The following is a 15,925-nucleotide window of genomic DNA, read 5'->3' on the forward strand; positions in this document are numbered from 1 at the left end:
TTAATCAAAAAAGTTGTGTAGGATTTAAAAACATAAGCTGACCCTAATAGAATGACACCCTGCAAAAGAATGATCATTTTTCGTGAATGTGAAGCTACTACTACTTCTTTTATCTTGCTAATGATTATTGTCAAAATGAGAATAATCATAAAAAGTAATATTATATATAACATTTCCAACATCAATTATTCTTACTCTCCATTTTCTTTTTATTAAACAATCTAATAAAAAATTACTTATCTAAAAGCTTTAAAAATTTATCAAGTTCTTTCTGTGCTTCACTAGTTATTCTTTTTAATTCTTCCATCATTTGATAAAAGTTTGCAGTTGATTGTTCAATTTCAGCTTTAACTTCATTAAGTTCTTGAACCACTTGAAAAAGTGGGATCACTATTAATAAAAATTACTTAACATCAATAATTTTTACTTTCTCAGCTAAAACCCAACCAGTCATACCATAAGAAGAGTATAGGACATAGTATCGAATATCGCTTTCTTGTAACATTTTCTCTAATTCTTCAACAGAACTATACATGAGAGGCCAACCACTATTCTTTTTTTCTTCTAGTAAATCTTTATTACTTGAAAAAAAGTATTTTATATCCAGCTCATCTAAATCTAAAATAATGCTATATGGTATTTCATCACTAAATTGATGAGCAATAGCACCTACAAAATCAATTCTTTTGTTTGATTCATCGTTAGTTACATCAATCGTAAGTAAGCTGTTTTTGAAATTAATATTATAGTTTAAAATTTCGTAATCGTGTAGCGAGTTCATATTTATTCCTCTTCTCTCATTTGTTATTTCTGTCTAGGTGGTCTTTTATTCCAGTCCCATTGATGTCTATGTGGAAATTCATGCGTACCATCATCAGTGTGATTGAAGTCTATATCTTCTAAAGCACGTCCGTCAGGACCATAATATCTTCTTTGTTTTACGGAACCATCTGGGTTTAATAAATCAGCAGAAGAATTTGGTTCTCCATCACCTTTTAATTTTGATGCATCTTCATGTTTCACTTCTTTATGTTTCTTTGCTGGAACACCCTCTTCACGACTTTTATCTAATTCAGCAGTCTCATCTACCGCATTGATAATAGGCGCATTATTTATTATATCTGCAATAGACTGCCCTACTTTGAGCGTTCCTGTCCCTTTTCTAATAATATCCGCTATTTTACCAGCAATTCCGAGATTACCTAAAATCCCTCCAAACCCAGGGGCAAGAGGCATTTCATTTTTTACGATTTTTATTTCTTCAAATCTGTACTGGTCTTCATTTAAGGAATCCTTACATAGTTCCAATTGTGTATACAGTTCTGGATGGTTATCCGGCGAGACGATTTTGCCATTTTTCATTAGGTACCAATAACCCAATTCAGTTTTAACGATTTCATACCCATCCAGTTTACTAATTGCTTGTTTTACTTGTGTATCTTTCACTTGTTGTTTCATTTTTTCACGTTGCTTCCAACGTGTATGGATTGGTTTTGCCCATGTCATGTCTAAACGTTTCAGGTCAAATGTTCCTGTCGCAGGATTCCATGCTTTAGAATTGGCAACTTGTGCCAAACCTGTATTGAATTCTTGCTGACTCGCTTCATAATCTGAAAAGAAACCGGCTGATTGACCATCATATGCATGAAACTTTTCTAATTTCTCTCGACGTTTATCAATACTTTCACAGGCATTGATATATCTCCGTTCTAAGTCTGGTTGTGGTGTTTTAGCCGTACTCATTTGGTGATCTAAACGCTGCTTTAACTGCTCAAACTGATTGATCTCTTCTAGGATCAACTCTTCATCCGTATCAATTCCACTAACAGTTCCTTGATATTCACTAAGAAACTTTTTATGTGCACTTTCCAGCGCTTCACCTGTCATTATAGCAGACTGGCACAACGGTGTATAAGCGATCATGAAATAATTTTTAGCCGAATCATATGCCTTACTTGAAAGTGGTGCGGATAAAAACAGTTGGATACTCGCTTGTAACGATGTGATTGCTTGATTCGCTTGATTGGTCAATTGAGAAGCTTGTGCTGATCGTGCTTGCGCTTCACTCACATAAAATTTAAGCCCCATTTTCTTTTTCCTCCGCCTTCTTCCAAAAAGTTTGTTGCTCGACCTTTAGATTTTCTTCTTGATCAAACAAACTACGTTCCTCTTTTTTTAGCTGAAGGAGTTGTTCATCAAATTCTCGTTGGGCTTTTTTGGCGAGATGAAGGCTCTCATCTCCTCTTTCTTCAAAAAAAGCTCGTTCTTCTACTTCACAGTTTCCTAAGACAAAATTATAGGCCGCCTGTTCTTGTTGTTGTAGCTGGAAAAATTCTTCTTGTTGCTCTTCTATGTAGCGCTGCTCTTTTCTAATGACTAACTGATCTTCTTGCAGTTGTTCCAAACGAATCCTAAACTGAACATTTTTTTGATCAAATTCTTGCTGTTTTTGAATCTCACTCATGAAAAACCTCCTGGAAGGTTAAATTTTGTCAATTGCGCAATATTTTGATCGATTCGTTCAAACTCTTGCGCAACGGAATGAATGTTATCACCAGCTGAAACAACACTGGTCGACAACGCTGCTAATCCTTGTTGATAATGATTAATTGATTGTACTGCTGGGGCGTTACCTGCAACATTGGTGCTAGAAGCTGATACAGAAACACTTATACTATTTAACGCGCTGGCAGACTGACTAAAAGAAGCCGAAATACCACCAGCAACACTTGAATTACTATTAATAGCCATTTTGTCCTTCCTTATTTATCATATTGTCTAATTTAGTTTATCATATAACAGACAAATTATAAATATGAAAAATGGATTAAAAAGGAACTATAAATGAATACTTATATATAAATATAAAGAAATTATAAATAATAATGTACATAAAATATTGAATGAGTGAAAATACAGACCCTCTAATGATTCGCCTAAAATTAAAAAGGCTAGGAATACTGATTTAACAGTATTCCTAGCACATATTAAAGGGTTAACCCACAGACCCTTCCAGCAAAGAGACAGTGTTTTCTATAAGTTTCAACAGCTTCTGAATGCTGTTATATCAACATTCGCTGTTTTAGACGGTACCATGAAATTCTGATGATTTTTCTAGATTGGTGCTAGTTTGGGTGTTAGTTTGAAGCATTGAATTTTTCACTTGTTTATTCAATTTCATTTTTAGCTATTAATACTACAATTGTTTTTTATAGCATAAATGAGCCTCATGTACAAATGAACTCAAATCATTTTTATACGAACAGTTTCTCTCAATTCTTTGTTCAATTTCTTTTATCACTATTTCGTCTAATTCTCTAGATGACTCATTTTCAAAATTCAAGATTGCTTCATTTAACAAAGAAATAAATTTAGACAGAGTAACCCTTTCTGGTAACGTTTCTTGTAGTACTAACAATTGATCCATGGACATATTGAAATTATTCTTTGATTTATCAATACTCGAAGTGGTAGTTGAAGATTTATTGGAAGTTCTCGTTACTTTACAGTAAAAGGTTGGGCTCAAATCATTTTTCAAAACAAAAACTTCTTTGTTATTCATTTTTGATTTTATTAAATACATATCAATAATTTTTAAGTCAATAAAAGATCCCAATTTAAAAGTATTATCTTTTTTGTTGTTTACTTGAATTTCTTTAGAAAATTTTTCTAAATCGGACAAACTCCACATATCTTTACGATCAGGTATATCAGAATTAGGAACTACTTCTGATAACAGTCGAATATAACTTGCATCTTGAACATGGTACCATTCTTCTTTTATCCATTCTGTCCCATAAATTGCACCTAATAAACCACCTGTAGCAGCCGCATTAGTATCAGTATCACTGCCTTCAAAGAAAGCCATTTCTAATAGTCCGTTTTGAGGATCTACAGAAAATTTAGATGCAATATATATTGAAGCCAAACAAGTAACAACTCCAGAACCTTTGACTTTCGGATTATTACAATCAAGCTGAGATAATGTTTGCGTTGTATTATCGAGTAATCCATTGGATAAAGCCTTCTTTATTAAGAGCAAACCATCGAATATTTCTTCACTTGTTTTTATCCATAATTCTTTATAGTTAATCCCTATATCTGATGATGCATTTACCCAATCATTAATATTGTTAGGTTCCGGGATTCTTATCCAATCTTCTTTCATATCTAACAAATAATCAACTAACTCTCCATATTGTAACTGATCATTTTTGTTTATAAGATATTTTACAGCTCTACAATATACTAGTGCACTCAATATCGCTCTCGGATGTCCATGTGTCGAAATTCCATTTAGAAACGCTCTCTGATACATCTCATCATTAGTAATGTTTTCAGCATAAGCATGCGGTAATATTCGCATTACTACCCCATTTCCACCTGCATCAAAATAATTTTTCACATCATTTTTATTCTGCTTCCATGGTGGAATCCCTTTCGCCCAAGAGAGTGCAGCGCGTTTAGTTGCACCACCTCCACCGCGTTCATAAACAAGCCAAGATGGTAATTCTATTCTTCCAAAATACGACAAAAAATTTGTATATTTTAATGCTCTTGCAGTCGCTAATGTGAGTTGTGTATCGTCACTGTAACTACCTGCTTGTATGACTTCCTCAGTATATGACTTCCCATATCCAGAGTTTTTAACCCATTCTCGAAAGTTTGTATTCCTATTTCTTTCGCTACTTCTTTTATTTCTTTCTTGAGGCCATCCTAAAGCATCACCAATTGCAATGCCCAAAAGTGAGCCTAAATATTTTTCTTCTACTAATCCCATCGTCTCACTCCTCTTCAGTATAGATGTTTTCATTAGGAATAATAGCATTTCGCAATTGATATGCTAAATTTTTTTCATACATTTCTGGACAAACGATGATTTGAATATTGGAAATATCACATTGAGCTAAATTAAGATTTATTAGTTCCCTTTTAGCTTGTTCATTACTTCTAAAAACAATCCCTAATATGTTTTCTTTTAGGATAGAATGCATAATTAGAACTTCAGCCTGATTATCAGTTGGTGAGCTTGCTAACATATTCTTATATCTAACAATTTCTCTTTTACCTAATATGCTCTCGGAATAAAGTTTTTTAAAACTATCGATTCCTCCACCTATCATTATACCACCATTAGTTGCTGCATTACATGGGCAAAACAAGGATTGGTCATTTATCACACTTGGGGATATTAACAAAATAGACCAGTCTTTAAATAAATGCATTATATTGCTAGTAATCACTCTATCTAAATAAAACAGATTAGGGTATTGAACAGAACAACAAATATAATCTTCTTTACCATCCAATCTCAATTCGTCATTTCTTTCTAAATTCTCATCTTTAATAAAATTATTGGCTAGCAATTTACCATCTGTTCCCAAGATATATGGTAGATTTTTAGATTTAGTAAAATGACACAATCGACTAATTCCCCTCTCTTTAACAAAGGCATTATATTCAGTCATTCTCCGACCTCCAATCATATAGATTTTCGTCTCTTGGCAGTAAATCAGTTAACTCATCGAAGTAGGTTATTATTACACCAGTTTTTGCTCGAGTTACACTGACATATACTAGTTTAACTTCTTCTGAAAGAGCATCGTCTTTGCTACCATACTTATCTATTTCATCCTCAGTAGGCATATACTGATCACTCATAAATGGCAATATAACTATATCAAATTCCAATCCTTTTGCAGAATGGTAAGTTCCAATATAAACAGAATCGTTACCATTCCACCTATCCATATCTTTTTTTAACGTTGTATAATTTATGCCTTTAATAGTAAATTCATCTTCTATGATCCTTACATCTTCTCTAGTTTTTAAAAGGACTGCAATCGTTCGGGAAGAATCAGATCCCTTAACAACGTTAGCCACAAAATTTATTTCGTCTTCTAAATTCTTTACCTGCATCAGAATGGGTTTTGGTCCCTCTGCAATAGGAACTACTGAGTCAACTTTATCATTGTCATCAATTTCGAAGAAAGGCAACTCTGAGATTGCTTTTGCTAGCTTTCCTACACCTGATTTATTTCGATAATTCTTTTCAAGTTTCCATATTTTCACATTGGTTAAACCAGCAGAACGCCAAGAAATTCTACTGCCATAAATTTGTTGAGCCGCATCACCAAAAAAATTTATACTGCCTTCATCTGGTATCAGCAAACTCAAGGATTTAAGCATCATTGGAGAAAAATCTTGGCCTTCATCTATAAGAATATACCTATAGAATCTCTCCGTTTCATCTTGAGCTGCTTCTTCACAAACTACCGCAGCTAAACTATCCCAATCATATAAATATCCACTCTCATTTCTAAGTTCAATATATTTTTGAAATACTTCATAAAAATAAATTCTATTTTTCCTAAGAATCCTAGCGTCGCTTCGTCCAGTCCTCTCTACTTTAATATACGCATTTTTATCTGAAATACCCATTTTTTGAATCCATTCTATTTCGTCAATAAAAACATCTACATGACGATTTAAAGTTGATTCATTTGGATACATCTTTTTCACACTATCTATTGCTTCTTTGATTAATTCATTTTTAGAATTGAGAATGCAGTTATATTTCATCTTTCCTCTAGAATTTAAATATCCTCGTGCAAATTTATGATAATTTTCAATCACTAAATTTTCTGGAATGTCAGATAAAATAAACTCCATGTAATTTATAAGAGTTCTATTGTATGTTAATAAAAGTATTTTATCTTTTGGATACATCCTTGCCATTTTTACAGCTCTAAGCAATGCAATAGTTGTTTTTCCACTTCCTGCAGTCCCTAATATCACAATATTGTCTACTTCAGAAAGATATAAAATTTCATTTTGTTTCCCCTCTGGTTTAGGTAAAACCATAAGATCACATCCATTCTGTTAATTATCTCTGTCAACTTTTATTCTATCACATATGAAAGCGCTATAAAATAAAAAAAGCTAGAAATATATTAAAATAGCATTTCTAGCTTCTTAACTGTACAATAAATTTTATTCGCTAAAACAACATTTAATATAATTTTCAGAGTCTATTCACTAAAATAGCAGTGTAGTTTGATACCATATGTATCAGTTAAAAAACTATCTGAAGCCAATATTATTTGTTTCATGCCTGGAGTCATTACCGATACAGAAACTCCTGGTTGTACAATTGAAATTTTAAATGTTGTTTGAAATCCAGCTTGAATCATTTTCTTTATCATATATAAGGTCTTTAGGTCGCCTTTATCAAATCTAGTAGAATTATACTTTTTCATTTGTTGTTTTTCACGTTCAATCATACGTACTATCAATTCTAGAGTATTATCATTCCACATAATAGACTTTTCTGATTGTCCACATACTTCATATAAATCTGATACCCTTGCTCCTGGAATATCGCCATGAGAGTATTTACAATGATACAAATAGAACTCTATGATTCTTTGTTCTTGATTAATCGCAATAGAAACAATATCAGCAATCTCCCCTGAACCATCATCGTCAAATATGATATCCGAATCCGCATCAACTATATTATGAATTGTCGCATATTGAATTGAATCCCTTTTTCGCTCTCTACCTTGGGACTCTTTTTTTATATCTACATCAAATCTATTCCAATTAATCCTATTTATATAATTTGGATTCAACTTCATATCACGCTTGGGTTTAATTACTGTTTTCAAATTTTCTTGAACGACTATAACAGTACCGTCCTCTTGAATAAAGGAGATTTCAGGAGAATAATCTTTAAGATAGTCAACCATACTTATCAACTGACTCCCCTTCTTAACAAATAATTCGTCTCCTTCAATTTGTTTAAATCCATAGTTAGTGCTATTTATATACTGTTCAAAAATATATTTACGGTCGTTAATCCAGTATTCAAAAATTAAATTTTTATCAACTAATTTGGGATTACGTAGATCCGCTTGAAAAAATGGTATAAGCAACTCTTCTTTCTTAATATAAAGTTGCTTAGACAAAGAATTTGATACTTCAATTTGTTCTGGTAAAGTTATCTTATATGCTTTTCTTTTTGGGAAATTAGTTATTGCTTCTGAAATAAGAGAATTTTCTAAAATATTACTTGTATCAATTGACGTATCCAGAACTTGTTTTCCAGTTTCTTTACACCACTCTATCCAAAAATCTACTCGTTCGACCCAACGCATCCAGACTTTGCCTTTATATGAACAACCGATACTTATTCGCTCACCATTTTTAAATCCATAGCCAAATAAATTAGATTTTGTTGAACTGGAAATAGCAGCCTCACTAATACCTGATTTAATATCCGTTCCTGCAAACATTCTGAAACTAACTCGACCATTAGGTACTTGTTTTAACCCAAGTGTTCCAATCATCAGCCTGTTAATCCCATTTAGAACACGATAAATGGAATCCCCTTTTATCTGGGTAGCACCAAAAAACATCTTGTCAATAAGGCGGTTACCTTTTCCAGCATCGGTTTCGTTTATGTGAATCATTCCGTTTTCTTTATCAAAAAATAGTACAAAAAGATCATATTCATACTGTACAATATCTTTTTGATCAGACCAAACTACTCTTGATTCAATTTCTTCAATGAAAATATAGACAGAACTTTTATTGTTAATCAAAAAAGTTGTTCGTTCAGGATTTAATACCTTTTTCCAATTATCCAATAAAACGTCGGTAGAATGATAGCGGAACATTCTCGTACTCACTTTCATTTTCAATTGAGATAAATCAATTTCATCGGCATGACCTTTTTCAAAATTTTCAATAAACTCTCCAAGATTAACTTCACTTTCAATTGATTGACTTGAATGAATACTTAATAGTTTATTCCAATCAGAATCCTGATGATAAAGTTCTTCTACCGCTTCTCTTAAATCATCCATAGCCACATTAGTTATTAACTTTGCATCTCCTAAATTTTCACCACTTGTTCTTGCAAATCTACCTATAAATTGTAGAGTAATTGGTAATGACTTATACTTATCATGAATAGCTGCAATCTTAAGTGAGGGGATATCAATTCCCTCTCCAAACATATCTACACATACAACTATTTTAGCTACCCCATTTTTAACTTTCTTTAAATTTTCTCTGCGTGCGGCTGCTTTTATTTTACTGTGAATCACGACAGGATTAAATTCGGTGTATTTTGAATAAATTTGTTCAAACAGCTCATTAGCACGCTTTGTACTATTTGCTCTAGCTAAAACCACATGATTATATCCATCATCTATATCTATGCGTAAATGCTCTACCGCAACATTTGCAATCTCTTCATCCGATTTATTTTCATCAAATTCTTGAATAGGGTAAAAATCAATTTTTTTGAAATAACCCGCACTTTGTGCCAGTCCAAGTCCATAGTTAAATATTATCTTACCTGCAATTTTCTTTCCATCGTTTCTAAATGGAGTTGCTGTAAACTGTAATATTTTCTTTTCTGAGAACTTGTCTCTAACAGCCTGCCAATCTGGTGCCCCTAAATGATGCGCTTCATCAAAGATTACAACTTCAACTTTTTTTAATAACTGCTCTAAAATCTCAGGTTTCATACTCTTTATCATACCTGGAGTTGAAACAATAATATCGGAAGATTCAATTGTTTTCATTAGAATATGCTCATCTTTAAATTTTGCCTTATATAGAAATGTTGTTGGATAGATAATTCCTTCTGAAATCATCCCTAATTTCGGTAAAATGCCAAAATGACTAGCTCCTTCAAAAATTTGTTCTCTTAATAAATTAGAGGGAACTATAATTAATGTTGAGCCAATTTGTTCTGAAATAATTGTTGCAAACATAGTTTCTGATTTCCCCGTGCCTGTTGGCAGTACAACTGTAGCCGGTGCACCGGAAGTCGCCCAGTGTGCTCGAATTGCTGACAATGCACCAAATTGAGGAAGTCGTAAACCTATTTCACCATCATTTCTAGATACTAATTCACTGTAATATTTTATCCAACTTGTAATAACTTCATTGTAGGAATACTCTTTGCCTTTTTCATCAAAACATTTACTTACTTTATTTCCTCCGCCAAGTGATATAATTTCTTTTCTAGGATATCTTACTTCCATACAATCATCTCCTTTTATATTTTTTCAAAATCAGACATTCCCTGAATAGCCCGATACTATACTCCTTCTTTTTTATAGAACATCATCTTTAGTTTAGATTAGCATGCTTTTATTCTTTATTTAATCAAAGTTGTGCTCTATTTAATTTTGACATATGGTCTTACCTTCGTCTTAATTTTAGCAACTGTATAATCAGTTCTAAAAAATTATCATATATTATCATTTTAACAGAAAAAAAAAAATTATGTACATAATGTGAGTCGCCAATTTATGAGTAAAATAATAAAAAGGGATTCTCACCTAAGGAATATTTTTTGAGAAGTGATAAGAGAAAATTTTTATTGACAGATACCACAATATCTAGCGAAGCTGATACTGAATTTACACAATGATGCAAGTATTGATGCTACTTTTAAGTATCAAAAAAAGCTAGGAATGCCTATATTAACAGCGTTCCTAGCTTCTATTTTGTTGTTATCCAACAGACCCTTCCATCTCATAACTAATCAATCGATTCAATTCAACCGCATACTCCATCGGTAATTCCTTCGTAAACGGCTCCACAAATCCCATAACGATCATCTCAGTCGCTTCAACCTCTGTCAACCCACGACTCATCAAGTAATAAAGCTGCTCTTCCGAAATTTTCGAAACCTTCGCTTCATGCTCCAACGCCACTTGACTGTTATGAATCTCATTAAACGGAATCGTATCCGATTTCGATTTATCATCCATAATAATCGTATCACACTCAATATGTGAAATCGACCCAGCACTATCTTTCCCAAATGTTACTTGACCACGGTAATTCACTTCGCCGCCGTCTTTCGCAATTGATTTAGAAACAATCGAACTTGACGTGTTTGGCGCATTATGAATCATTTTCGCCCCTGTATCTTGAATTTGTCCTTCCCCAGCAAATGCAATCGAAAGCATTGTACCACGAGCACCTTTTCCATCAAGATACACACTTGGATATTTCATCGTTGTTTTGGCACCTAAGTTTCCATCGATCCACTCGACAGTGGCACCTTCATAAGCTTTGGCACGTTTTGTTACCAAGTTATAAACATTATCAGACCAGTTTTGGATGGTTGTATAACGTGTATAGGCATCTTTATGGGTAAAGATCTCAACGATCGCTGCGTGTAAGCTATTGCTTGTATACGTAGGTGCTGTACAGCCTTCTACGTAGTGAACACTTGCGCCTTCATCCACAATGATCAGCGTACGTTCAAATTGTCCTGTGTTTTCCGCATTGATTCGGAAATATGTTTGTAATGGCACATCCACACGAACCCCTTTTGGCACATAGATAAACGTTCCACCAGACCAAACTGCTGAGTTTAGGGCTGCTAATTTGTTATCTGTTGGTGGAACTAATTTTGCAAAATATTTTTTGAATATATCTGGGTATTCTTTCAATGCTGAATCTGTATCAGTAAAGATGATTCCTAATTTCTGGAATTCTTCTTTCATATTGTGGTAAACCACTTCTGATTCATATTGCGCTGAAGCTCCCGCTAAATACGCACGTTCTGCTTCTGGAATTCCGATTCTTTCAAAAGTTTCTTTGATTTTATCTGGCACATCATCCCAGTCACGAGCGGGTTTATCGCTGGCTCTTTGGAAATATTTGATTTTTTCAAAATCAATATCAGATAAATCTGGTCCCCATTCTTGCATGGCCATTTTGTTGAATTGTTCCAATGATTTCAAACGGAACTCCAACATCCATTCTGGTTCTTCTTTTTTACGTGAAATTTCTCTAACAACTTCCTCTGTTAGTCCATTTCCCGTACTGAAAATTGGTTTCACATCATCATGGAAACCAAATTGATATTCTTCTAACTCAGGTACAGTACTCAAATTATCTCACGCTCACTTTCTTAGGTTGAGAATCAAACGATTAGTTTCGAGTTATTTGATTTCTCACTAATTTTCTATTCTTCACAGTGTAATTGTCCTGCGGTTCCTTGTCCATCATTTTCAACTGCTTGTTCTAATGCTTTCCAAGCAAGTGTTGCACATTTGATCCGTGCGGGGAATTTGGCCACACCGCTAAGCATCGCTGCATCACCTAATTTTTCTTCTTCTGGTACATCATTTCCTTGTACCAATTGAGAAAAATCTTCAGCTAACTGTTCTGCTTCAGCTAATGTCTTTCCAATCACCGCATCTGTCATCATACTAGCACTCGCCGTACTAATTGAACACCCACTTCCGCTAAAGGCAATATCTTTAATAACATTGTCTTCAATAGCCACTTGCAATTCGATCACATCGCCACAAGTTGGGTTATTCATTTCGATTTTCTTGCTTGATTCTGCCAATGTTCCATGATGATGAGGATGACTTGAATGATCCAAAATCACTTGACGGTATAAATTATCTAATCTAGATAGAGCCATGTTGGAAAAACTCCTTTGTCGCTAAAATTGCATCGATCAATCGATCAGCATCTGCCTTGGTATTATATAGATAGAAACTCGCTCTCGCTGTCGCTGGAACGTCTAAATAGTTCAGTAATGGCTGCGCACAATGATGTCCTGCACGAACTGCCACTCCTTCCATATCCAAAGCTGTCGCCGTGTCATGTGGGTGTAAGCCATCTAAATTAAACGCCAAAACACCTGTATGATGAGCTGGATCTTGTGGTCCGTAAACCGTCAGACCTTCAATCGCCAATAGTTTTGGTAACACATAAGCGACTAATTCTGCTTCATGTTGATGAATTTCTTCTAATCCGATCTCTGTTAGAAAATCGATGGCCGCACCTAGAGCAATTGCTCCAGCAATATTGGGGGTACCTGCCTCAAATTTCCAAGGCAGTTCTTTCCAAGTACTATCATATAAATTCACGAAATCGATCATTTCCCCACCAAATTCTACGGGTTCCATTTGATCTAGTAATTCACGTTTTCCATATAATACACCAATTCCAGTTGGACCACACATTTTATGCCCACTGAATGCGTAAAAATCAGCATCGATTGCTTGAACATTCACCGGCATATGCGGTACAGCTTGGGCACCATCGACAACTAAAACAGCACCGTGACTATGAGCAAGCTCTGCCAACTCTGCTAGTGGATTGATCACGCCTAAAATATTCGATACATGCGCGATAGAAACAATCTTGGTTTTATCCGTGATTTGTTGTTTCGCACTTTCCATATCTAAAAAGCCATCTGCTGTGATTTCGATATATTTTAACGTTGCGCCTTTGCGTTCAGCTAATTGTTGCCAAGGGATAATATTGGAATGATGTTCCATATAGGAAATCACGATTTCATCCCCTGCTTCAACCGCTAAATCACCATAGCTTTTTGCGACCCAATTTAGACTCGTCGTTGTGCCTCGGGTAAAGAGCGTTTCGGCTGTTTCTTTCGCATTGATAAAGGCTCTAACTTTTTCACGAGCTTCTTCATACTCTTTCGTGGCACGTTCGGCCAACGTATGCACACCACGGTGAACATTAGCATTATCGTGTTCGTAATAATAAGTCAGTTTATCTAAAACTGCTTTAGGCTTTTGAGTTGTTGCTGCATTATCCAGATAAACAAGCGGCTCGTCATTGACTTCTTGAAACAAGATGGGAAACTGCTGCCGAATCTTATCTGCGTTTATCATGCATTCAACTTCCCTTCAATTACGTCTACAAATTCTTTTTGTACGTCTTTTACAGGAATCGCTGTGATCACGGAACCTAAGAAGCCGCGGATAACCAAACGTTCCGCATCATCTTTACGTAACCCACGACTCATTAAATAGTACATTTCTTCTGGATCGACACGACCAACACTGGCTGCATGTCCTGCGGTTACTTCATTTTCATCAATCAATAAAATCGGGTTCGCATCACCACGGGCTTTATCAGAAAGCATTAAGACACGACTTTCTTGTTGGGCATCTGCCCCTTTAGCGCCTTTTAGAATATGACCAATTCCGTTGAACGTTAAAGTACCACGTTCGCGGATAACTCCATGTTGTAAAATGTGTCCCACTGAGTGAGAGGCTTTATTGGTTACACGAGTATCGATTCCTTGTGTTTGTTTGCCAGCGCTGATTGCTACAACTTTGACTTCTGAATGAGAACCTTCACCTACTAAGTCAGAATCAAAATCAGCAACCACGTCACCATCGTTCATCACGCCAAGCGCCCAATCAATAGATGCATCACGCATGATATGTCCACGACGATTCATGTAAGTTGAAACATTTTCGCCTAATTGATCCACAGCTGAATATTTCACTTTTGCACCAGCTTTTGCAATCACTTCAACCACGATATTCGCTGACACTTTAACTTTTTGCTCGCCAATTGTTTGGAATCGTTCTAGGTAGCTGAACTCGCTATGTTCGTCCGCTACAATCAAGACATGTTTGAAGAATGATTCTTCACTCGCCGAATCTTGGATAAAGATTGCTTCGATCGGTTCTTCAATAACAACATTTTTCGGTACGTATAAGAACACTCCACTATTCATAAAGGCTGTATGGAACGCTGTTAATTTATCTTCATCCATTTCAACCGCTTTGTTCATATAATATTCTTTGACTAAATCACCATGTTCTTGTAATGCAGTGAACATATCCGTGAAAATCACGCCTTGATCGGCTAATTTTGCTGAAAGTTGTTCAAACGCTGTGATCGACCCTTGCTGCACAATCACCGGGTTGTCTTTCATTGCATCAAAGCTTGGAAAGTTCATTGTTTCAGGTGTATACTCTTCAGTATTCACGTTAAACAAAGGCCAACGGTGAAATTTCACGCGTTCGATCTTTGGTAATTCTAAGTTTTCAGCTTTTTCTAAAGCCGCTACACGTAAGTCGGTCATCCAAGTAGGTTCTTCGTTACGGGCTGAAAAAGCGTTGATGTCGTCAAGATAATTCGCTGTTGTTATGTCCTTCATTTATCTTGTCCTCCTTATGCTTCTTCTTTGTATTCGATACCTAATTCTTGGCTAATGCCAGCATAGCCTTCTGCTTCTAAACGTTTCGCAAGTTCAGCACCGCCAGTTTTCACCACACGGCCTTCCATCATGATATGCACCACATCTGGTGTGATGTAGTTCAATAGACGTTGGTAGTGGGTGATGATCAAGGCGCCAAAATTTTCCCCGCGCATTTCGTTTACGCCTTTTGAAACAACTTTTAACGCATCGATATCTAGACCAGAATCGATTTCATCTAAGATTGCAAATGTTGGTTCTAACATCAATAATTGTAGGATTTCATTTCGTTTCTTTTCCCCACCAGAGAAGCCTTCGTTCAAGTAACGTTCAGCCATTTCTTCTGGCATATTTAAAAGGTCCATTTTTTTGTCTAATTTTTTGATGAATTCCATCACTGAAATTTTATCGTCTTCATCACGTTTGGCGTTGATTGCCGCACGCATGAATTCAGCATTGGTGATTCCTGGAATTTCACTTGGGTATTGCATGGCAAGGAATAAACCTAAACGAGCACGTTCGTCCACTTCAAGATCTAAGACATTTTCGCCGTCAAACAAGATTTCACCTTCTGTGACTTCGTAATTAGGATTTCCCATGATCGCCGCAGATAAAGTTGATTTACCTGTTCCGTTTGGCCCCATGATTGCGTGGATTTCACCTGTTTTCATCGTCAGGTTAACCCCTTTTAAAATCTTTTTATCTTCGATTGATACGTGTAAATTTTTAATTTCTAAAACGGACATTTACAATTCCCTCCAACTTAAAATAATTATTTTATCGTTCTCATTCATTTTATCCTAATTGAGAATGATAAGCAATCTCTTTACTAGAATAATTCTTATTTAGTCTAGGTTTTCTTTGTGAAAAAATGGACTTAATTAGAATCTTTCTAAAATGGTTATTCTT

Annotated in this window: 13 protein-coding genes; all 13 read right to left on the reverse strand. The window is 35.1% G+C overall.

Going from position 1 to position 15,925, the window contains the following annotated elements; all coding sequences use genetic code 11:
* Positions 1-403: 403 nt before the first annotated feature.
* Positions 404-781, reverse strand: a complete 378-nt coding sequence (locus IGJ55_RS10190) for a hypothetical protein (RefSeq protein ID WP_430606351.1) — start codon at positions 779-781, stop codon at positions 404-406.
* A 23-nt stretch (positions 782-804) separates the two neighbouring features.
* The gene (locus tag IGJ55_RS10195; RefSeq protein WP_430606353.1) at positions 805-2,088 is read right to left on the reverse strand and encodes a hypothetical protein; all 1,284 of its coding nucleotides are present in this window, start codon (positions 2,086-2,088) and stop codon (positions 805-807) included.
* The gene (locus IGJ55_RS10200; RefSeq protein ID WP_430606355.1) at positions 2,078-2,464 is read right to left on the reverse strand and encodes a hypothetical protein; all 387 of its coding nucleotides are present in this window, start codon (positions 2,462-2,464) and stop codon (positions 2,078-2,080) included. Before IGJ55_RS10200 ends, IGJ55_RS10195 begins: the two co-directional genes overlap by 11 nt.
* Complete coding sequence (locus IGJ55_RS10205) at positions 2,461-2,751, reverse strand: TIGR04197 family type VII secretion effector (RefSeq protein ID WP_430606357.1); 291 nt, start codon at positions 2,749-2,751, stop codon at positions 2,461-2,463. The genes IGJ55_RS10200 and IGJ55_RS10205 overlap by 4 nt, the downstream gene beginning before the upstream one ends.
* A gap of 445 nt (positions 2,752-3,196) precedes the next feature.
* Positions 3,197-4,780: an ADP-ribosylglycohydrolase family protein gene (locus tag IGJ55_RS10210; protein ID WP_430606359.1), complete on the reverse strand. Its 1,584-nt coding sequence runs from the start codon at positions 4,778-4,780 to the stop codon at positions 3,197-3,199.
* A 4-nt stretch (positions 4,781-4,784) separates the two neighbouring features.
* Positions 4,785-5,468 carry a DarT ssDNA thymidine ADP-ribosyltransferase family protein gene (locus IGJ55_RS10215; protein ID WP_430606362.1) on the reverse strand — a complete coding sequence of 228 codons (684 nt, stop codon included), beginning with the start codon at positions 5,466-5,468 and terminating at the stop codon, positions 4,785-4,787.
* Positions 5,461-6,864, reverse strand: a complete 1,404-nt coding sequence (locus tag IGJ55_RS10220) for a 3'-5' exonuclease (RefSeq protein ID WP_430606364.1) — start codon at positions 6,862-6,864, stop codon at positions 5,461-5,463. Before IGJ55_RS10220 ends, IGJ55_RS10215 begins: the two co-directional genes overlap by 8 nt.
* 167 nt (positions 6,865-7,031) lie before the next feature.
* Positions 7,032-10,061, reverse strand: a complete 3,030-nt coding sequence (locus IGJ55_RS10225; protein ID WP_430606366.1) for a DEAD/DEAH box helicase — start codon at positions 10,059-10,061, stop codon at positions 7,032-7,034.
* A 474-nt stretch (positions 10,062-10,535) separates the two neighbouring features.
* Positions 10,536-11,930: a Fe-S cluster assembly protein SufB gene (sufB, locus tag IGJ55_RS10230; RefSeq protein ID WP_429949439.1), complete on the reverse strand. Its 1,395-nt coding sequence runs from the start codon at positions 11,928-11,930 to the stop codon at positions 10,536-10,538.
* A 74-nt stretch (positions 11,931-12,004) separates the two neighbouring features.
* Positions 12,005-12,472, reverse strand: a complete 468-nt coding sequence (gene sufU, locus IGJ55_RS10235) for a Fe-S cluster assembly sulfur transfer protein SufU (RefSeq protein ID WP_069639886.1) — start codon at positions 12,470-12,472, stop codon at positions 12,005-12,007.
* Positions 12,459-13,694, reverse strand: coding sequence for a cysteine desulfurase (locus tag IGJ55_RS10240; protein WP_430606368.1), 1,236 nt, complete (start codon positions 13,692-13,694; stop codon positions 12,459-12,461). Before IGJ55_RS10240 ends, sufU begins: the two co-directional genes overlap by 14 nt.
* Positions 13,691-14,977 carry a Fe-S cluster assembly protein SufD gene (sufD, locus tag IGJ55_RS10245; RefSeq protein ID WP_430606370.1) on the reverse strand — a complete coding sequence of 429 codons (1,287 nt, stop codon included), beginning with the start codon at positions 14,975-14,977 and terminating at the stop codon, positions 13,691-13,693. Before sufD ends, IGJ55_RS10240 begins: the two co-directional genes overlap by 4 nt.
* Positions 14,978-14,991: 14 nt before the next feature.
* On the reverse strand, positions 14,992-15,762 hold the full coding sequence (sufC, locus tag IGJ55_RS10250) for a Fe-S cluster assembly ATPase SufC (RefSeq protein WP_069654614.1): 771 nt from the start codon (positions 15,760-15,762) through the stop codon (positions 14,992-14,994).
* Positions 15,763-15,925 lie beyond the last annotated feature (163 nt).

The sequence above is a fragment of the Enterococcus sp. AZ170 genome (genome assembly GCF_050545135.1).
GTDB lineage: Bacteria > Bacillota > Bacilli > Lactobacillales > Enterococcaceae > Enterococcus_L > Enterococcus_L ureilyticus.